The sequence below is a fragment of the Acinetobacter pittii genome, from assembly GCF_034067285.1.
Lineage (GTDB): Bacteria > Pseudomonadota > Gammaproteobacteria > Pseudomonadales > Moraxellaceae > Acinetobacter > Acinetobacter pittii_E.
Genome location: NZ_CP139286.1, coordinates 3,414,230 through 3,434,804 on the forward strand (window position 1 = coordinate 3,414,230; position 20,575 = coordinate 3,434,804).

General features: G+C 40.5%; 20 protein-coding genes and 1 riboswitch. Of the genes, 9 read left to right on the top strand and 11 right to left on the bottom strand.

The genetic code is table 11. From position 1 onward, the window contains the following. Positions 1 to 56: 56 nt before the first annotated feature. Both algR and SOI81_RS16115 read right to left on the bottom strand, forming a co-directional pair. On the bottom strand, positions 57 to 797 hold the full coding sequence (gene algR / locus SOI81_RS16110) for a LytTR family DNA-binding domain-containing protein (RefSeq protein WP_320540993.1): 741 nt from the start codon (positions 795 to 797) through the stop codon (positions 57 to 59). Between the two features lie 60 nt (positions 798 to 857). After that, positions 858 to 1,997: a sensor histidine kinase gene (locus SOI81_RS16115; protein WP_239975924.1), complete on the bottom strand. Its 1,140-nt coding sequence runs from the start codon at positions 1,995 to 1,997 to the stop codon at positions 858 to 860. Between SOI81_RS16115 and argH the strand changes: the two genes are divergently transcribed. Both argH and SOI81_RS16125 read left to right on the top strand, forming a co-directional pair. Then, positions 1,988 to 3,421, top strand: a complete 1,434-nt coding sequence (gene argH / locus SOI81_RS16120) for an argininosuccinate lyase (RefSeq protein ID WP_002121138.1) — start codon at positions 1,988 to 1,990, stop codon at positions 3,419 to 3,421. The genes SOI81_RS16115 and argH overlap by 10 nt on opposite strands. Positions 3,422 to 3,430: 9 nt before the next feature. Beyond that, the gene (locus SOI81_RS16125) at positions 3,431 to 3,700 is read left to right on the top strand and encodes an oxidative damage protection protein (protein WP_000089995.1); all 270 of its coding nucleotides are present in this window, start codon (positions 3,431 to 3,433) and stop codon (positions 3,698 to 3,700) included. A 305-nt stretch (positions 3,701 to 4,005) separates the two neighbouring features. Here the strand turns inward: SOI81_RS16125 and phoU are convergent, their stop codons facing one another. The 4 genes from phoU to SOI81_RS16150 all read right to left on the bottom strand — a co-directional run bounded on the left by phoU (position 4,006) and on the right by SOI81_RS16150 (position 7,740). Next, a complete protein-coding gene (phoU, locus tag SOI81_RS16130) occupies positions 4,006 to 4,728 on the bottom strand; it encodes a phosphate signaling complex protein PhoU (RefSeq protein ID WP_000075183.1) in 723 nt (240 codons plus the stop codon). Between the two features lie 105 nt (positions 4,729 to 4,833). Then, on the bottom strand, positions 4,834 to 6,165 hold the full coding sequence (locus tag SOI81_RS16135) for a TolC family outer membrane protein (RefSeq protein ID WP_239975923.1): 1,332 nt from the start codon (positions 6,163 to 6,165) through the stop codon (positions 4,834 to 4,836). Positions 6,166 to 6,260: 95 nt separating this feature from the next. Further along, positions 6,261 to 7,166, bottom strand: coding sequence for a DMT family transporter (ywfM, locus tag SOI81_RS16145; protein ID WP_320540995.1), 906 nt, complete (start codon positions 7,164 to 7,166; stop codon positions 6,261 to 6,263). Then, positions 7,159 to 7,740, bottom strand: a complete 582-nt coding sequence (locus SOI81_RS16150; protein ID WP_320140575.1) for a TetR/AcrR family transcriptional regulator — start codon at positions 7,738 to 7,740, stop codon at positions 7,159 to 7,161. The genes ywfM and SOI81_RS16150 overlap by 8 nt, the downstream gene beginning before the upstream one ends. A gap of 107 nt (positions 7,741 to 7,847) precedes the next feature. On the opposite strand from SOI81_RS16150, the gene SOI81_RS16155 reads away from it, so the two are divergent. The 6 genes from SOI81_RS16155 (at position 7,848) to gluQRS (ending at position 14,235) form a co-directional block, all read left to right on the top strand. Further along, positions 7,848 to 8,933: a hypothetical protein gene (locus SOI81_RS16155; RefSeq protein WP_320540996.1), complete on the top strand. Its 1,086-nt coding sequence runs from the start codon at positions 7,848 to 7,850 to the stop codon at positions 8,931 to 8,933. A 34-nt stretch (positions 8,934 to 8,967) separates the two neighbouring features. After that, positions 8,968 to 9,102: riboswitch (TPP riboswitch) on the top strand. An 89-nt stretch (positions 9,103 to 9,191) separates the two neighbouring features. Next, positions 9,192 to 11,069 carry a phosphomethylpyrimidine synthase ThiC gene (thiC, locus tag SOI81_RS16160; RefSeq protein ID WP_239975919.1) on the top strand — a complete coding sequence of 626 codons (1,878 nt, stop codon included), beginning with the start codon at positions 9,192 to 9,194 and terminating at the stop codon, positions 11,067 to 11,069. Between the two features lie 75 nt (positions 11,070 to 11,144). Further along, entirely contained in the window at positions 11,145 to 11,780 is a 636-nt protein-coding gene (aspP, locus tag SOI81_RS16165; protein ID WP_320150239.1) for an NUDIX domain-containing protein, read from the top strand. Next, positions 11,777 to 12,589 (top strand): 3',5'-cyclic-AMP phosphodiesterase, encoded by an 813-nt coding sequence (cpdA, locus tag SOI81_RS16170; protein ID WP_016142439.1) that lies wholly within the window; start codon positions 11,777 to 11,779, stop codon positions 12,587 to 12,589. Before aspP ends, cpdA begins: the two co-directional genes overlap by 4 nt. A 211-nt stretch (positions 12,590 to 12,800) precedes the next feature. Beyond that, positions 12,801 to 13,337: an RNA polymerase-binding protein DksA gene (gene dksA / locus SOI81_RS16175; protein WP_002121205.1), complete on the top strand. Its 537-nt coding sequence runs from the start codon at positions 12,801 to 12,803 to the stop codon at positions 13,335 to 13,337. A gap of 1 nt (position 13,338) precedes the next feature. Beyond that, entirely contained in the window at positions 13,339 to 14,235 is an 897-nt protein-coding gene (gene gluQRS, locus SOI81_RS16180) for a tRNA glutamyl-Q(34) synthetase GluQRS (protein ID WP_320540997.1), read from the top strand. Between the two features lie 54 nt (positions 14,236 to 14,289). Here the strand turns inward: gluQRS and ftsW are convergent, their stop codons facing one another. The 5 genes from ftsW to feoA all read right to left on the bottom strand — a co-directional run bounded on the left by ftsW (position 14,290) and on the right by feoA (position 19,403). Continuing rightward, positions 14,290 to 15,486: a putative lipid II flippase FtsW gene (gene ftsW, locus SOI81_RS16185; protein ID WP_016142441.1), complete on the bottom strand. Its 1,197-nt coding sequence runs from the start codon at positions 15,484 to 15,486 to the stop codon at positions 14,290 to 14,292. A 24-nt stretch (positions 15,487 to 15,510) separates the two neighbouring features. Further along, a complete protein-coding gene (murD, locus tag SOI81_RS16190; protein ID WP_320150237.1) occupies positions 15,511 to 16,857 on the bottom strand; it encodes a UDP-N-acetylmuramoyl-L-alanine--D-glutamate ligase in 1,347 nt (448 codons plus the stop codon). Positions 16,858 to 17,017: 160 nt separating this feature from the next. Next, entirely contained in the window at positions 17,018 to 17,269 is a 252-nt protein-coding gene (locus SOI81_RS16195; protein WP_320140571.1) for a DUF6587 family protein, read from the bottom strand. 20 nt (positions 17,270 to 17,289) lie between these two features. Continuing rightward, positions 17,290 to 19,143, bottom strand: coding sequence for a ferrous iron transporter B (gene feoB, locus SOI81_RS16200; RefSeq protein ID WP_320540998.1), 1,854 nt, complete (start codon positions 19,141 to 19,143; stop codon positions 17,290 to 17,292). Beyond that, positions 19,140 to 19,403 (bottom strand): FeoA family protein, encoded by a 264-nt coding sequence (feoA, locus tag SOI81_RS16205; RefSeq protein WP_001991212.1) that lies wholly within the window; start codon positions 19,401 to 19,403, stop codon positions 19,140 to 19,142. The genes feoB and feoA overlap by 4 nt, the downstream gene beginning before the upstream one ends. A 143-nt stretch (positions 19,404 to 19,546) precedes the next feature. Between feoA and xerD the strand changes: the two genes are divergently transcribed. Continuing rightward, positions 19,547 to 20,467, top strand: a complete 921-nt coding sequence (xerD, locus tag SOI81_RS16210; RefSeq protein WP_320540999.1) for a site-specific tyrosine recombinase XerD — start codon at positions 19,547 to 19,549, stop codon at positions 20,465 to 20,467. Positions 20,468 to 20,575: the final 108 nt, after the last annotated feature.

Consider the following 20,575-nt stretch of genomic DNA (forward strand, 5'->3'; position numbering starts at 1 on the left):
TTGATCCCTTAAAATTGCAAGTAAAATCTCGCAAGTCCAAGATCACTCTTTTAAATTTAGAGCTGATGAATTCGCTCTCTAAGTGTAGACAAATGTCGACGGCTCACTGAAAGTCTTTCATCAAGACCTCGCAGCCTAACTTGATATTGCCCCGAACTAACCAGCTCCAGCCCATCTAAATATGCAACTGCCACCAACGCATTTCGATGAATACGAATAAATTGATCTGCAAATTCAGTTTCAAGTTCTTTTAATGTTTCATCTATTAATACACTGCCATTTTTATGACGTACCGTAACGTATTTCTGATCTGCTAAAAAATAATAGATATTTTCAACAGGAATCAGTTCAACGCCACGGTAGGTTTTTGCGGCAATTTGATGACGCTGTGTTTTTAGATCATGTAAAAATTCATGTTGTGGTAAAGCATTGAGTTGGGCTTGTGTAAGCTGTGTCAATTGACTTAAAGCTTGTTCAAGCTCTACTGGGTCAATCGGCTTAAGAAGATATGCCTGAGCTTGAGATTTAAAAGCTTCTAATGCATGCTGATCGTAGGCGGTACAAAACACAATCGCAGGTCGAGGATTGAACTGGCTTAACTGTTCTGCACAGACAAGACCATTCATACCTGGCATTTGAATATCAAGTAAAATTACGTCCGGTTGATGAAGCCGTGCCTGTTCCAAGGCCTCTTGTCCATGATGAGCCGTTGATACAACTTCATGTCCCATCTTTGAAACTAAACGTGACAATCGTTCCACTGCAAGTGGTTCGTCATCACAAATTAGCACCTTCATTCATCCTCCTTGTCACCGTTAACTTGATCCATTTTTTTATGGTTAACTCTGACTGACTTATTATTTTGTTTGATATTGATAGCTCATAATAGTGGTATATAAGGCTTCACCTTTATAAACCTGAAATCTAACGGTGTTCCCATAATATGCTTTCAGGCGTTGTTTTACATTTTCAAGGGCGATTCCATGCCCTTTCCGTGAATTTATTGTATCGTCTGTATATGGGTTGGTAATGACTATACTGACTTGATTTTGCAATATTTCAACCAATACCCCTATGGTTGCTTTACCCATCATTGGTTCTACCCCATGAAAAATACTATTCTCTAACAAAGGCTGTAATGTCAATAAAGGAATAGTGATCTGTTTTAATTGCATAGGTGAAAGTTCAATTTTCCAATCTACTTTTAAACGCTCCCCCAACCGCACCTGCTCAATCATTAAATATTGTTTACTGAGCTCAATTTCTTCATGCAGACTCACTAACTTTAATTCTTGGAAACTTGCTCGAAATAAACGCGATAGGCTAATGAGCATACTTTCTGCTTTATCTGGATCTATCGCAATTAAACTCACCACATTATTTAGACTATTAAATAAAAAGTGAGGGTGAATTCTCGCTTGCATGGCCTGAATACGAGCATTTAATTCTGCATATTGTTGATGCAGCCACTGCTCCCTGACATATAAATAACGTAAGCAGAAAGCTCCCAACAATATTCCATAGCTTAGATATAGAGGTACATTAGTTAAATAAATGCTCCAGCCCTGTGTTAGATAAGCATGTTTATTGAAAAGACCAAACTGAAAAAAATTACTTATTAAGGTGGTCAAGACAACAATAACTTGCAGCATGACAAAGCCAATAGCTAAGGCAAATTCTTGACGTAAGCTGCTAAAAAAACCTTGAAAGCGTTCAACTAAAGCAAAAAAGGATAAAATTACCCAATTAATAAAAACGATGTATTGTAAAAGTCTCCCCCCGCTCAAGGCTTGCCAAGACTGCGCTTCAGCCAATGCCAAGACCAGTGCCAAAACATTACTTGCGATAATTAATTCGAATAAGTGTTGCCAACGCCCATTTTTCGTAAAAAAATAGGAAGAATTTTGATTTCGGTATGCTGTAGGAAACAACTTTGTTTGTTGAGCTTCGGCAAGTGATATACTCTTTTTTATTTTACTGAGCCACCATGACCACATCTTCAAATCCCCCTAATTCAGTAACCCCAGACCAAACCTCAGGTATGTGGGGTGGTCGTTTTTCTGAAGCGACGGACGCTTTTGTAGCCGAATTTACCGCCTCTGTTCAGTTTGACCAACGTTTTTATAAACAAGACATCGCTGGTTCGATTGCGCATGCTACCATGCTTGCGAAAGTTGGCGTACTCACAGAAGCAGAACGCGATGACATTATTGAAGGTTTAAGCACCATTCGCTCAGAAATTGAGGCTGGAAACTTTGAGTGGCGCATCGATCTTGAAGATGTTCACATGAACATTGAATCACGTTTGACTCAACGTATTGGTATTACAGGTAAAAAATTACACACTGGCCGTAGCCGTAACGATCAGGTTGCAACTGATATTCGTCTTTACCTACGCGACGAAATTGATGATATTTTAAAATTATTAGAACGTTTACAAAAAGGCTTGTTAGGCTTGGCTGCCAAAAATGTAAATACAATTATGCCTGGCTTTACACACCTACAAACTGCTCAGCCTGTGACTTTTGGTCATCACTTGTTAGCATGGTTTGAAATGTTAGTGCGTGATACCGAACGTCTTCAAGATTGTCGTAAGCGCGTTAACCGCATGCCACTTGGTTCAGCTGCTCTTGCTGGTACAACTTATCCGATTGACCGCGCTTATACAGCAGAACTTTTAGGTTTTGAAGCTGTATCTGAAAACTCTCTTGATGCTGTGTCTGACCGCGACTTTGCAATCGAATTTAATGCTGCTGCAGCACTGATCATGATGCATTTATCACGTATGTCAGAAGAACTGATTCTTTGGACTTCTGCACAATTCAAATTTGTGAATATTCCTGACCGTTTCTGTACTGGCTCATCAATTATGCCACAGAAGAAAAACCCGGATGTTCCAGAACTTATTCGTGGTAAATCTGGCCGTGTATTTGGTGACTTAATTAGCTTACTTACGCTCATGAAAGGTCAACCATTGGCATATAACAAAGACAACCAAGAAGACAAAGAACCATTATTTGATGCGATCGATACGGTTCGTGGTTCACTTATGGCTTTCGCAGACATGATTCCTGCATTGGTTCCAAATATTGAAATCATGCGTGAAGCTGCACTTCGTGGTTTCTCGACTGCAACCGATCTTGCTGACTATTTAGTGAAAAAAGGCGTTGCTTTCCGTGATGCTCATGAAATTGTAGGTAAAGCTGTTGCATTAGGTGTTGCAGAAGAAAAAGACTTATCTGAGTTAACACTTGAGCAATTACAACAATTCTCTGACTTAATTACAGCAGATGTGTTTGATAAAGCCTTAACACTAGAAGCTTCTGTAAATGCACGTGATCATATTGGTGGAACTTCACCAAAACAGGTTGAAGCTGCGATTGCGCGTGCCCATACACGTTTAGAACAGTTATACGCTTAAGGATAAAACATGAGTCGCCAAGTATTTTGCCGTAAATATCAAAAGGAAATGGAAGGTTTAGACTTCGCTCCTTTCCCGGGTGCTAAAGGCCAAGATTTTTTTGAAAATGTTTCTAAGCAAGCATGGCAAGAATGGTTACAGCATCAAACTACGCTCATTAATGAAAAGCGTTTAAACGTGTTTGAACCAGAAGCGAAAAAGTTTCTTGAAGAACAACGTGAAAAATTTTTCAATAATGATGAAAGTGTAGAAAAAGCTGAGGGCTGGAAACCAGAGTAATCAGTTGCTTTTAGCTTTTTCATCATTAAAAAGGCGGATTTATATACATAGATCCGCCTTTTTTTACGTGAAACTTACACAAACATAAAAAGCCTTACATAGAGAGCACAGGACTCTACATGACATCAAAAAGCGAAGAACTTAATATCACTCTATAGCAAGAAGAACACGATCCCTGTCGTGTTTATGCACTTGATTTTCTGTCCTGAACTTCCCCCCAAAGTTCGGGACATTTTTTTATCTATTATTTTTAAAAATAAAAAAGCCTTGCTTCAAACAAGGCCTTTAAATATTTCAGCTCAAGATTATTTTTCGTGGACTTTGGCTTCAATTTCTTCAATTTTGGTATGACGAGCATCAAAGCCTTTCGCCATATAAATGACTTGCTCAGCAATGTTACGAGCATGATCGCCAATACGCTCTAATGAACGTAAAACCCACATCACATTAATTACACGAGCAATATGTCGCGGGTCTTCAATCATATAAGTCATTAATGTGCGCGTTGCTGATTGATATTCACGGTCGATGTCAGCATCGGCTAAAAGTACACGTAAAGCTTGATCAGCATCTAAACGCGCAAAAGCATCAAGTGCATCATGAATCATGACACGAACTTGGTTACCAATATGACGTGTTTCCATGTAGCCACGAGGTGAACCTCCCTCTTCACAGAGGTTTTGTGCAATACGGGCAATTTTTGCAGCTTCATCACCAATGCGCTCAAGGTCAGTATTGGCTTTGCTCATGGCAATAACCATACGCAAGTCAATTGCTGCTGGATGACGTCGTGCCAAAATTAGCGTCAGACCTTCATCAATATCACGTTCATATTGATTGACTGCATTATCTTTAAATTGAACATCAATCGCTAAATTTGCATCTGTATCAAGCAAAGAATGAATTGCATTGGCAACCTGTTGTTCGACCAAGCCACCCATGGTCATAAACTTTGTGTTTACATCTTGCAAATCTTCATTAAATTGAGAAGAAATATGATGGCTTAACACCGGATTACTCGGACTCAAGGGAAGCCTCCAACATGATGGCGCAGGAATAAAATGATTGAGCATTAAAACACAGCAATCATTAAGTTTTTATGACAAAATTAAATTTCAGATAAAAGCATTTTATTACTGATACGTTAACCAGCTATTGAGCTCGACCAGATCTTTTTCACCTAATTGACCTACCGCAGCTTTTAAACGAAGTACATTCAATAAATAGTCATACTGAGCATTAAGATAATCCTGTTTTGCAGAAAAAGCATTACGCTGGGCCAATAAAACATCAACCATACTTTTTAAGCCTTCGTTATAGCTCGCTTTCGAGGCTTGAGAAACTAAAGAAGATGAATCCATTGCAGCTTTTCTTGCTTCGAGTTTGGCTTGATCGGTATCGACCTGCATAAAGGCACTTTTCACATCGACATTGGCACGGCGAATCGCTGCATCAAGTTGAGCCTGAGCTTTACTGGCTTCTACAGTCGCCTTTTTAATTGATGTTCGGGTCCGTCCGCCATTAAATAAATTCCAGTTCATTTCTACCCCAACCTGATCAAATTTTCCGTCAGTCGAAATGAGCGTCTCTGGTGTTTGTTTGGTATAGCCATAGCTTGCCACAGCATCTATTTGGGGATAAAGCGCTGCCTTTTCTACACGGCGCTGGTCCTCACTATATTTTTGCTGTAAGCGGGCTTGCTGAATTTTTAAGTTTTTTTGCTGCGCCAAAGAAAGCCAGTCATTAAGCTCTGCTGGATAAGGCTTTTGAAAACTAAAGTCATTTCGTAGTACAGCGAGTTTATCTTGATAAGAACCAATATATTCAGAAAGCTGCTCTTGGGCTAAAAGTAATTGAACATTGGTTGAAATACGATTGGCTCTGGCATTTTGATATTGGGCATTTGCTTCACTCACATCACTACGCGCCACCAACCCTTCTTTGAGTTTGGCATTCATCATATTGAGCTGTTCAAGCAAAGCCTTTTCTTCTTGTAAATATGCAACACTCAACGCCTGCTGACGCAACACATTAAAATAGGCTTCTGCTACATTTAAAACATGATCTTGTTTTTGCAGTCTTAAAGTAATTTCACTTAAGGCAACCGAAGTTTTAACTTGCTTATAACCTTCCCAGGCATCCATTCGAAATAATGGCTGACGTGCGGTGAGAGTCGCTTGTCGAGTCGTTGACGTGTTACTTACCAAAGCATCTGACAGGCCTTCTTGGTCAACACCCGGAAAGTTTGAACGTTTTACAGTTTGTCGATTACGAGTAATGTTCCCAGACAATGTGACGGTCGGTAATAACGCTCCCGTTGCCAAGCCTAAATTAAGTTGATCTGCTTCATATTGTTGTTGATTGGCTTGCCATGTCGGATCATTTTGTTTTGCGCGCTCATAAGCTTCAACCAAATCTAGAGCAAAGCTCGAAGATGCAAAACTCCAAAGGCCCACAGCGACCATTAATTTTATTTTCATTGTTCAAATCAACGATAAAACTTGCTCTTAAGACTAAGAAAAATTCTAATCAAACTCAAGCCATTAAAAGTTTTAGTTTTTTAAGCGTCCTTCGTTTTTGACAAGATTAAAATACAAATAAAAATCAAAAACATGCCTATCCAACCGACCCATGAAACATGCTCACCAACCAAAACAATCGCAAAAATCGCAGCAACTAAAGGTTCGAATAAAGTTAGGGTGGTCGCTTTGCTAGCATTTACTGTTTTTAGACCAAAACCGAAAAGTAAATAACCCAAAAACATAGGAATCAGCATCATATAGCCAGCCACAAGTAGATTGGTTGAGCTTTGCAGTAACCCTCCCCCTGTAATCAACAAAGTAGGCAGTAAAATAACTGCTCCACCACCCATAATCATGCCCATTGCAGCTTTAGCAGCAACGCCCCGATCTATTAATCTTTTTGCAGCCCATGAATAAAGCGAATAAGTTGTAGCAGCGACCAGCCCAAGGAAAATACCGAAGAATTTATTCCATTGATTTGTACTCTCTTGAACCACATGACTTTCGCCCATCGACAACATACTTACACCAAGCACACCGCACACAAAACTTAGAAACCAGATAGCCGATAAAGCTTTGCGGTCAAAAAATCGTTCTAAAATTGCTGCGATCAATGGAGCAGTACCAATTGAAACCACAGTACCAATCGTAATGCCCGCATAATGCATTGAGGAATAAAAGGCCAAAGGATAAATACCAACTGCCGCTACGCCTAAAAGAAGTATTGAAAGATTTTCTCTTATGAATTGTCGGTTTTCCCGAATGGCTCGTGAAGCGACCAAAGCCTGCAAAAGACCTCCTCCACCCATCGCTACAGCGCCAATAGCAAGTGGGCCAAGTGTCGGAGCAAATGCGGCCGCAGTACCTGTTGTTCCCCACAGAACAGAGGCAACTAAAATTGCGATTGTGCCTCCATAGCTACTATTTTTAATGAGGCTAATCATGTGGGCATTCTCTATTTAAAATGTCTTCTGCCATTTGTTTTGCCAAGAGGAGTTGACGACTGTTACCTTCCAACCCTGCTCGCGCCATAGAACCTTCTAAAAGAAAAGAAAGCTGTGTAGCCACATAGCTAATACGCTGTGAGTCGGGTATTAATTTCTTTAAATGCTCAGCAACAATAGCCTCAACTTCTTCTTTATGCTGTCTTACCGAGCTTCGCCCTGCACTATTGGCCGGAAACTCAGCGGCAGCATTCAATAATCCACAACCTCGAAAGCCTTTTTCATAGGCAAATTCTGCATGGTCTTGATAGGCATCAAACACAGCTAAAATGGCTTGTTTCGCTGTTTCTGTTTTTTCTAAACGTGTTTGATAGAGGTCGAGCCACTCTTGATGCCGTGCAGCAATATAGGCATCAACAAGATCACCTTTTGAAGAAAAATTATTATAAAGCGACATTTTAGCAACATCTGCTTTAGCCGTAACTGTGTTAATTCCTGTTGCAGTAATGCCATCGTTATAAAACAAGGTTGCTGCTGCATCGAGAATTTTCTGTCTTGCTGTTTTATCATTCATAGCTTTAATTTAAGTAGACCGACCTACCTAATAATAAAGATTTCTAACAATGATGCAATCTTTTTAAGCGTTATAATTTGAGTAATATTAATTTCTATAAAAGTACAATGATGAAAAAAGTTCTAATGATGAGTATGTGCAGTGCACTACTTTTAGCTGGATGTAGTAAAACATCAGAGCAAGATCAGGGCGTATCTAAAGAGCAAAAACCAACTGAACAAAAGGCTTCTCAAAAACAAGACAGCGGTTGCTTACAAATTATGGTAGCCATGCACACGATTAATCAGAACAGTAAAATAGAAGATTTAAATCAAATTAATGAAAAGCTTAAAACCTGTGTTCCTTCGTTAAAAAATGAGGAACAGCTTAAGCTAATTGATGCATCAACAACCATGTATCAACGTTTTCTTAAACAAGACTACACTGAAAAAACAGGCCGAGCGTTTGAAGCTTTTGGCTATGCTGTTTTAGAACATAAACAACAAGACCTTAAAAAGGTGATTCAAAGTCAGAAAAAGCTCTTCGCCCAACTGAGCCCGCGTGATCAATATTTACTTCAACATGAAGGCCAAGCCTACATTGAACTGCTTTATCAAGGTGAAGGCATGTTTACCTATCGACGTCAGCCAAACTATTTAGTTGATGTTTTTTCTAAAGCCTTACCCGTTGACCAAAAAGAGTTCTTAACGCGTATGGCAAAAGACAATCAAAACATTTTCTATAACGATGGAGCGTTGGCTATTTCTTGGAAAGAGCTCACTGAACGTGCATTATTTTGGGAAAAATTTATTCAAAAGTATCCAAAAAGCCACTTTATTAACGATGCCAAATTACTCTTTAACGAATACCGCTATTTTATTTTCTTTGGCCTAGATAACACCCCTGTGTCAGATCAATATGCGCCGAACACATGGTTTGATAAAGATGCGCTTCAGCAAATTCGGTTTCTCTCTACACAAAATGAGTCGAGTTTAGCCAAACCTGCTCAACTGTTTCTTAAGTTTATTGCCACTCCTGTAAAGGAACGCAATAAGCAATTTAAAATAGATTTAACTGATAAGAATGGCGATAAAAAATCAAATTATCAGATTACGCATGAACAACTTGAGCAGTTATTAAAATTTGATTCGCCATGGAACACTGAAGTCTATCGTGACTGCCATATGGATGCGGTTTGTATAGATACAAATTGACAATGCCAGCCAACCTAAAACATGTTAGTCTTTAAATCGCTTGACGGAGCGCGAGTAATAGCTCGCTGAGATTGTGTAAATTCCGTGTTATCGCAACACAAGTTTGATCACAAGTACCGTTGAACCTGATCAGGTTAAGACCTGCGTAGGAATCAAGCCATCTGAAAACTTAAAGCCTTAAATTTATCTCATAAAGATAAATCCGCCATCGTTTTTGGTCGTGCTTGATTCGTTGATGTTATTCATAAGGATCATGTGATGAACCAGTTAACGAATCTCTCTTCTGCTGAAATTTCAGCACAACATGAACAAGATGCAAAAGATTTAACTCGCATCTTACCCGCTTCTAAAAAAGTTTATATTGAAGGCTCTCGCCCTGATATTCAGGTTCCAATGCGAGAAATTTCTTTAACCGACACCCCTACCGGTCTTGGTGGTGAACATAATCCTCCTATTATGGTTTATGACACTTCAGGTGTTTATACCGACCCAAATGTTGAAATTGATTTAGACAAAGGTTTACCTTCAGTTCGCCAAAACTGGATTGAAGAGCGTAACGATACCGATGTACTGTCTGGCTTGACCTCAAAATTTGGTCAGGAACGTTTAAAAGACATTCGCACCGCTGACATTCGTTTTGCTCATATTCAAAACCCGCGCCGTGCTAAAGCAGGCAAAAATGTCACTCAAATGCACTATGCCAAGCAAGGTATTATCACACCTGAAATGGAATATATTGCAATTCGTGAAAATCAGCGCCAACGTGAAGGCGTTGATATGCGTCAGCATGCCGGACAGAACTTTGGTGCAAAAAATTTAAAAGAAATTACACCTGAATTTGTTCGCCAAGAAGTGGCTGAAGGCCGTGCGATCATTCCTGCCAACATTAACCATCCAGAACTTGAACCAATGATTATTGGCCGTAACTTCTTGGTTAAAATTAATGCCAATATTGGTAACTCAGCGCTTGGCTCTTCCATTGATGAAGAAGTTGCAAAAATGACTTGGGCAACCCGTTGGGGTGCCGACACCATTATGGACTTATCGACAGGTAAAAACATTCATGAAACACGTGAATGGATTATTCGTAACTCACCTGTTCCAATCGGCACCGTACCTATTTATCAAGCACTTGAAAAAGTTGATGGTGTTGCAGAAGACCTGACTTGGGAAATCTTTAAAGACACACTGATTGAACAAGCTGAGCAAGGCGTTGACTACTTCACAATTCACGCAGGTGTATTGCTTCGCTATGTTCCACTTACAGCAAACCGTTTAACAGGTATTGTGTCTCGTGGTGGTTCAATCATGGCGCAGTGGTGTCTAGCACATCATGAAGAAAACTTCTTATACACTCATTTCGATGAAATCTGTGAAATCATGAAAGCCTACGACGTTTCGTTTAGCTTAGGTGATGGTTTACGTCCGGGTTGTATTCAAGATGCGAATGACGAAGCACAGTTCAGTGAACTTAAAACACTAGGTGAACTTACTCACCGTGCATGGGAACATGATGTTCAAGTCATGATTGAAGGCCCCGGTCACGTACCAATGCACATGATTAAAGAAAACATGGATCTTCAGCTAGAAGTATGTAAAGAAGCACCATTCTATACGCTTGGGCCATTAACGACAGATATCGCTCCGGGGTATGACCACATTACCTCTGCAATCGGTGCAGCTATGATTGGCTGGTATGGCACAGCAATGCTTTGTTACGTGACACCGAAAGAGCATTTAGGTCTACCAAACAAAAAAGATGTTAAAGACGGGATTATTACCTACAAGCTTGCGGCACATGCTGCCGATCTTGCTAAAGGACATCCGGGTGCACAGGTACGCGATAATGCCTTATCAAAAGCACGTTTTGAATTCCGTTGGGATGATCAGTTCAACCTAAGTCTGGATCCTGATACAGCACGTAGCATGCACGATGAAACCTTACCAAAAGAGGCGCATAAATCTGCTCACTTCTGCTCAATGTGTGGTCCAAAATTCTGTTCGATGAAAATCACTCAGAATGTCCGTGACTATGCCAACAATCTCACTAATAGCGATTCAGAGGTTGAAGAAGGCCTCAAAGCGATGAAAGAGGTTTATCAAGAACAAGGACAAAAACTGTATCATAAAGTGTAAATATTCAAAAAAAACACTTGCCTAGCCATGATTCTCGGTTAGGATGAAATAAATAGATTTCGTCCTGATCGAATCATGAGTATTGTTGAACGTCCAAGTTATACATCTAAAGATGTCGAAGTAACATCACGTGAATCATTATTCCGTGGTTTTATTCAAGTTGAAAAAGTCAGCCTTCGACATCGTCTATTTAATCAAACTAAATATACTCATGTATTGCAGCGTGAACTCGTTCATCGGCCTGAAGCGGCTGGTGTTCTACTTTACAGCGACCAAAAGCAACAGTTTGCATTGATTGAACAGTTTCGTGTTGGGGCTTTAGACGACTCTCAGTCTCCATGGCAGCTGGAAATCATTGCAGGCGTATTAGATGGAGACGAATCTCCCGAAACTTGTATTCGACGAGAGAGCCTCGAAGAATCTGGATGTGAAATTCAGGACTTAAAGCATCTATTTAGTTTTTACCCCTCTGCCGGGGCGTGTTCCGAATTTTTTCATTTGTATGCTGCCGAAACTGAATTATCCACTGAAGGTGGTATATTTGGCGTAGATGATGAGGGTGAAAATATTCAACTACATTTATTTAATTATAGTGACATCCAGCCCCTACTCGACAGTGGACGTTTAAGAAACGCTCCTGTCATTATGGCGTTACAATGGTTATCTCAACACATCACAACGATAATAAAATCCGACGAGGTAGGACGGTGACTTTTCAAGTCTCAACACTTTCACAAAAAGACCATGTCATTATACAAATTACCGATACCCACCTATTGGAGTATCCACATCTAGAATTTGTGGGTATGAATCCTGAAGAAAGTTTTCATGCCATTATTCAGCAAATACGAAATAAACATCCTGAAATTGATGCTATCGTCCATACGGGTGATCTGGCTCAGGCACCAACACCTATTACCTACAAACGCTATATTCAATATATGCAAACGCTTGGTCTACCCTTTTTTCAGACCTTAGGTAATCATGACAATGTTGACCATTTTCCATTGCATAAAGAGAACCATCAGGAACCGGTGGTGATTGGCTTAGGAAACTGGCGCGTTATTTTATTAAATAGTGCGGTAAAAGGTCATATTGATGGGCATCTATCAGAAGAACAGCTAGAGAACTTAACGGCTTTACTCAAAGAGTTTGCAGACAACCCGATTTTGCTAGCTTGTCATCACCATCCTTTTGCCATGAAATCGAAATGGATTGATCACCACAAACTACAAAATTCTAATGCTTTGCTTACAGCATTAACGCCGTTTAAAAATGTAAAAGCATTAGTCTGTGGCCATGTCCATCAGGACTCCATAAACATTTGGCAAGGGGTCGAATTTTTCTCGACTCCATCGACAAGTGTTCAGTTTAAACCGTTTAGTAATGATTTTGCTTTAGATCAAAATGCTCCCGGCTACCGTTACATTCGTCTAAAAAACGACGGTAGTTTTGAAACTGAAGTCTTCCGCCTTGAAAATTTTCAAGGGCATATAAACACTGATATTTCAGGCTATTAGCCCTATTTCTTATATGCTTATATATAATTATGACTGGGGTAAACACGTTTTGAAAATATTTACGGGTCGGAATGACTATCATCTTGCAGGAAAAATCTATATGATGACGACCCGATGGGAAAATCCCATCGATGGTTTTCTATAAAAACACTTGCATATCACCATATTTTTTGCGTATAGATAATACGTGTATGATGAGGAATGCCCTATTATGGCGAATGACAACCACAACCAAGTTTTGGATGAACATACAGAAGTTGTAGTGGAAGGTGACAAAGCTTCTGCAAAACGTGCACGTAAAGTGAAACCTAAAACTTCTGACATAGGCACAACTGCAAGTTTATTTGGTATTGCACCTTATCAACCTAAGAAAAATGAAGAGTACATGTCTGAAGGACAGCTCGAGCATTTCCGACAAATTCTGCAAGCATGGAAAGCTGAATTAATGTCTGAAGTTGATCGTACTTTAAATACGATGCAAGACGAATCAACTGCACTGCCAGATGTAAACGACCGTGCTACCCAAGAAGAAGAATTTGCAATTGAATTACGTACACGTGACCGTGAACGTAAGTTAATTCGTAAAATCGAACAATCTATGGAAGCAATTAAGAATGAAGACTACGGTTTCTGTGAAACTTGTGGTATTGAAATCGGCTTACGTCGTTTAGAAGCGCGTCCAACTGCAACTTTATGTATTGATTGCAAAACTTTGGCAGAAATTAAAGAGAAGCAAAATAACGGTTAATATGACCGCTGTAGCTACTCAAGAGAAGCCTAGCTTTTCATACTCAGGCCGGTTTGCGCCCTCGCCAACCGGCCCTTTGCATTTTGGATCACTCATTACTGCGGTTGCCAGCTATTGCGATGCAAAAGCCCATCAAGGCAAATGGTTGGTTCGTGTCGAAGACACAGATATCCCTCGTATTTATCCCGGTAGTGAAGAGCATATTCTCACCTCACTGGAAGCTTTCCAGTTTGAACCCGATGCCGAGATCATCTTTCAAAAAAACCGTTTAGACATTTATGAAAGCGTATTAGACCAACTTAAGGAAGAAGGTCTTATTTATGCATGTCAATGTACGCGTAAAATGTTGGGTTCAAATGCAATCTATGCGGGTACTTGCCGTGATCTCAATCTTGATTTTCAAGGTCAAGCGATACGGGTAAAAGTTCAAGATCAGCAGATCTGTTTCGATGACCGCCTTCAAGGACGTCATTGCTCCAATCTACAACACGATCTCGGGGACTTCGTCCTTAAGCGCCGTGATGGGATTATTAACTATCAACTTGCTGTCGTCGTAGATGATTATCTACAGGGTATTACTCATGTCGTTCGAGGCGCAGATCTACTAGATAACACTGAACGTCAGATCTGGCTGGGACAGCTTCTAGGTTATCCTAAATTGAGCTATATGCACCTTCCCCTTGCCATGAATGACCAAGGACAAAAGCTCTCTAAACAAAATCTTGCTCAAGCACTCGATTTATCAAAAGCTCCTGAATTACTCCAAAAAGCAATCCAAGCCTTAGGTCAACCTAAGGTTGATCTAGATCAGCCTAGAGTAATGCTAAGGCAGGCTGTAGCGCAGTGGAATGTCGATTTAATTCCCCATGGACAAGAGCTCAACGGAACATATCTCTAAATAATAAAAAAGCCCGATATCAAATCGGGCTTTTCTAAAGTTCTAAATACTCAATTAGAAGTTTGACTCTTCTCGTTCTGGGTTTACTTCTTGTGTTGAAGCATCAATCTTTAAGATCAAGCTAATCATCGCAGCACACATCATTAAAGATGTACCACCATAACTAATGAATGGCAAAGTCAAACCTTTGGTCGGCATCAAGCCCATATTCATGCCCGCATTTACCAAAATCTGAAGCAAGAAAATAATGCTAATACCATAAGCTAAATAGCCGGCACGTAGGTAATGATGCTTCAAAGCACGGTGACCGATTTTGATACAGCATGCGAGCATCAAGAAAGACAAGCCAATAACAATCGAAATACCCACGAAGCCAAATTCTTCACCTAGCACGGCCAGCATAAAGTCAGTATGTGCTTCAGGTAAATAAGACAGTTTTTGTACACTGTGCCCCAAGCCTGTACCAAACCACTCACCACGACCAAAAGCCATTAATGCGTTTGATAACTGATAACCCACGCCCAACGGGTCTGCCCATGGGTCGGTAAATGAAATCAAACGTTGGAAACGGTAGGGTTCAAATAAGATCAAAAACACAATACCTGTGACAATCGCACCAAGCATGATTAAGAACTGTGTTGGCGGCGCACCAGCCAAAAAGAACACCCCGACCATCATCATGACAATAACGACCGTTGCCCCTAAGTCAGGCTCAGCAATAATCAAACCGACTGTGATTGCCATTACCCCACTTAAACGTAGCAAGCCTTTCCAATGAGTACGAACCTCTTTGGCACGGCGTACCACGTAGTCTGCGGTAAAAATTGCCATCATGACTTTGGCAACTTCAGTTGGCTGCAAGGTAAAGCCACCAATTTTAATCCAACGTGTAGAACCATTGACTTCCGAACCCACCACCAAAGCAGCAAGCAACAGAACCATGGTTAATAGCCACAGCGGAAAGGTATTTTTAAACCACGTATTAAGTGATATCCGATAGGTCAAATAAGCCACCACACCCGCAGCGACAATCGAAATACCATGACGAATCACATAGTGAAACGGGTTTTCATGCATATATTCAGCATAGGGCATCGAAGCAGATGCAACCATCACTGAACCGATACACAATAATGCAACGACACAGAAAATCAGGATATTACGTGGCGTCACTTCCGCTGGCCATTTAGGCAATATCCGTTCATACCAATGATTGATTTTCTGGATTGTGGTCTGAGCTAAGCCTGCCATACTACATTCCTAATCATGTTTTCTTTAAACCAACGAATTGACGCAGGCAACAAACTGCTGACCACGATCATTATAACTTTTAAACATATCAAAACTTGCACATGCTGGTGATAACAACACCACATCTTCAGCTTGCGTTTCACGTTGACACAGCTCTACAGCTTCTTTAAGCGTTGCTGCATGTAAAATTTTAGTTGCGCCTTGAATAGCCTGTTCGATGACAGGTGCATCCTCACCAATCAATACCACAACTTTGGCATATTTTTCGATAGAAGAACGTAATGGAGCAAAATCTTGACCTTTACCTTGCCCACCTAAAATCAAGGCAACCTTACCTTTTTTAACCTCAATTGCAGCACCTAAACCATCAATCGCTGCAAGCGTAGCACCCACGTTAGTGCCTTTAGAGTCATTGTAATAGCGTACATCATGCACAGTCTTTACATATTCACAGCGGTGCTCTAATCCTTTAAATTGCTTTAAAGTTTCAAGCATCGATTCCATAGGCAGACCAATTGCTTCACCCAAAGCTAAACAAGCTAAAGCATTGGCTACGTTGTGCATGCCTTGAATATATAAATCCGAGCTTTTAATTAAACGCTGCAAACCACGCGCAAGCCAAAGGGTGCCATCGCCATCTCTTAAAACACCATATTGATTTAAATCTGGTGCATTTAAACCAAAGCTTTGCATTGGTGTCGTATCTGGAACAAGAGGTCGGCTTAAAGCATCATCACGGTTAAATACTACTTTTTTAACACCTTGGAAAATACGGTGTTTTGCTTGATGATAACCCAACATATTACCGTGGCGATCTAAATGGTCTTCACTCATATTTAGAACCACAGCAACTTCAGCATTTAAATGAGATGTGGTTTCCAACTGAAAACTTGATAATTCAAGCACAAGCAGTTCAGGTTGATCTTTTAATAAATCTAGAGCCGGGCGCCCAAGATTGCCACCCACAGCAACTTTCTTACCTGCATCTTTAGCCATTAAGCCAATTAAGGTCGTTACTGTACTTTTCGCATTAGAGCCAGTGATCGCAACAATAGGCACATCAGTTGCACGGCGTAATAATTGAATATCCCCTACTACCGATACCCCCTGAGCAATAGCTGCCTGAATTTCTGGTAATTGTGGTGCAAGGCCTGGGCTTAAAATAATTTCTTCTGCTTGTAATAATAATTCTTGATCAAGTTGACCAAAACTTGTCTTTACTCCTGCCGGAATCTGATCATGCCCTGGTGGCGTGGGGCGAGAGTCTGTTACTGCAACTTGGTAGCCTTGTTCATGCAGGAAATTTACAGCAGAAACGCCTGAGATTCCCAAGCCTGCGACAACTTTTAACCCACCACGTTGTATTAACATTTTTGCCCCACAATTTATCAATCGACAGAATGGCAAAAATGTTAGCACTTTGCTGTTTTGAATGCTTTTTCAGTTTGAACTTTATTCATCTTTTTTTGTGTCAGTGCGTAAAAAAGCCATCAATATGATGGCTTTTTAAACGAAACAAGAAATAGTAAATTTACTGCCATTTAATCGGCTTAATTTCTTGAACTGGATTGGTAGGTTTATCTTCACTTGAACAGCCACAGCCACCAGCACAACCAAAGGTCATTTTTGGTTTAAGCCATTTTGCCAAAGTTGTCCAACCCTGCTTTTCGCAAAATATAGAGAGTGAAGAAAATACTGAATTTGCTGTTTTTGGAAATACTTTCTTAAAAACAACGACAGCACTCCAAATCACTAATACCGCAATGATCAGATATTGAACCATATACAACCTCCTTTCTTGCCTTAACCCCAATAATGGGAAGCAATTTGATAGGTAACAAACGATGCCAAATAAGCTAAACCAAACAGATATGCAGTCATAGCTGCAACATGTTTCCATGAACCTGTTTCACGGCGTACCGTTGCTAATGTTGCCAAACAATGTGGAGCATAAATGAACCACACTAAAAGCGATAAACCTGTTGCCAAAGACCAACCTGTTCCATCTGCACTAATCAGGTGTGACAAACCTTGCGCCACTGCATCATCACTTGTTGCAGATAACGCATACACCGTACCTAAGGCAGCTACCACAACTTCACGAGCTGCCATAGCTGGAATTAACGCAATACAGATTTGCCAGTTAAAACCAATTGGAGCAAATAAAGGCTGGATAAGATGCCCAAGCATACCTGCAAAACTATAATCTATAGCAGGTAATGTCGCCCCTTCTGGTGGTTGTGGGAAAGTACACAAAAACCATAGCAAAATAGAGAGCGCAAAAATAATTCCACCGACACGCTTCAAGAAGATCTTTGCACGATCCAACAAACCGATTCCTACACTTTTTAAATCAGGGAAACGATAACTTGGCAGCTCTAGCAATAAAGCATGTTGAGACTTATCTTTTTGGAAGAATTTCATTAAAAATGAAACACAGAGTGCACTCACAATACCAGCCATATACAGGCCGAAAAGCACCAGACCTTGGAGGTTGAAAATACCCCAGACCATTTTCTCTGGAATAAATGCAGCAATCAGCAAGGCATATACAGGTAAACGTGCTGAACAGGTCATTAATGGCGCAACCATAATGGTCGTAAAACGATCACGAGGGTCACTAATACTACGCGTTGCCATAATTCCCGGTACTGCACAGGCGAAGCTTGAAAGTAAAGGAATGAAGGCACGGCCGCTTAAACCAGCTTGAAACATTAATTTATCAAGCAAAAATGCTGCGCGCGGTAAATAACCTGATTCTTCTAATACTAAAATGAAGAAGAATAAGATCAAAATTTGTGGCAAGAACACCACTACACCACCAGCACCCGCGATAATACCGTCAACCACCAAACTATGCAGTAGCGGCTGGGTAATCACACTTCCTATGACTTCACCTAGCCAACCAAACAAGCCTTCAATGCCATCCATGAATGGAGCTGCCCAAGCAAAAACTGCTTGGAAAACAATAAACATCATGAGGGCAAGGCTAAGTAGGCCTAAAACTGGATGTAAGAAAATGCGATCTAGAAAATCAGTACGCTTATCTCCCTGATCAACATAATGAACCACATCTTTAAAAATCATATCGATTTTTTGATGATGAGTCCCAGTTAAACCACTGAGTTCAGTCTGTGGCACACCGTATTTTTCTTGATCAAGGGCATGTAATAAATTTTCAATACCTGCATTACGGACAGCAACCGTTTCGACAACGGGTACGCCCAAACGCTGGGACAACTTTTGAGTATTAATTTGGATGCCACGACGACGCGCTTCATCCATCATATTCAGTACCAATAAAATCGGACGACCTAGCTCGATCATTTCGAGCACGAGGCCTAAATGCAATTTTAAGTTAGTGGCATCAACCACACATAAAAAGGCATCTTGCTGACCTTCTTCGGCAATTTTACCCAAGCAAACGTCACGGGTAATGGCTTCATCAGGACTGGTCGCATTAAGACTATAGGTCCCTGGCAAATCGAGTACACGTACTGCTCGACCTGAAGGCAACTGAAAATGACCAACCTTACGCTCGACCGTTACGCCCGCATAGTTCGCAACTTTTTGTCGAGTTCCAGTTAAATGGTTAAAGAGAGAGGTTTTACCACAGTTTGGGTTTCCCACAAGGGCAATACGTAACGCATCACTCATGCGGGTACTCCTTCTTCTACTTGAATTTCAATTTTTTCCGCTTCTGCTTTACGTAAAGCGAAGCGAGTAAAGCCAATTTGGATCAAGATCGGATCACCACCAAAAACACCCTTGGTAATCACTTCCACTCGTGTGCCCGGTACAAAGCCCAGACTTTCCAAACGAATTGCGACCAAATCTTGCTGCTCGGACTCTACTTCTATCCGATTCACTTTGGTGATGGTCGCCGCTTGCTTCACTTTTAAAGCTGATAAACGCACCGCATCCGATCCTAAACCTTTTTTTCTAGTATACATATAAATGAGAATAATTACCAAATAAGGTTAAATTTCACTTCTTATTCAGTTTAATCGACAAACCTTAAAGTTTCTTTTACAGTACAGAGGTTTAGAGGATCTAGTGTATGTTGAATAAAAAACCGCGTATTCCAAGCCCTGTTCAAATTCCTGAACATTTAAGCTTTTTACAAGGTTTTCGCGACTATCTCGTTGCTCAGACGGTAAGTCCACATACACGTAATGCTTATTTATCCGACCTCATTCAATGTAGTGAACTTCATAAAAAAACAGCTCTTCCAGAGTGGACAAGTGATGATATTGCAGATGTTTTGATTGAGTTGACTAAAGTTGGAAAAAGCCCTCGCTCAATTGCCCGCTGTCTATCTGCCCTACGCCAGTTTTACAAATTTTTACGTGAACAGAAATTACGAAGTGATAATCCTGTAGCAACCCACCATTCTCCAAAAATTGGCAGAGCTTTACCCAAAGACCTATCAGAAGAAGATGTAGAAGCACTCATTCAAGCTCCTGACATAAATACGGCACTCGGTTTACGTGACCGAGCAATGTTTGAAGTACTTTATGCCTGCGGTTTACGTGTTTCTGAACTTCTTAACTTACGCCTAGAACTCATTAATTTAAAACAAGGCTACTTACGAATTACCGGTAAAGGCAATAAAGAACGTTTGGTACCGTTAGGACAGTTTGCGTGTGAATGGGTAGAACGTTATTTGCATAATGCTCGGTCTCAACTCTACAAAAGCTCGACGGATTATCTTTTTTTGACTCAACATGGCGGAATTATGAGCCGTCAGAACTTTTGGTACGCCATTAAACGGTACGCTCTACAAGCCAATATTCAAGCGGAACTTTCGCCGCATACCTTACGTCATGCCTTTGCAACACACTTGCTCAATCACGGTGCGGACCTACGCGTAGTACAAATGTTACTGGGTCATAGCGACTTATCAACGACTCAAATTTACACCCATGTGGCACAAGTAAGAATGCAACAATTGCATGAAAAACATCACCCTAGAGGTTAAAAAATTTAAAACTTATTATTTGAAATACGCCTAACAATCACTTGATTTCGTTCACAAAGGTTAAGAAAGTTTTAACAATACACGCTAGATTTTTTGTTATGCTTAGCA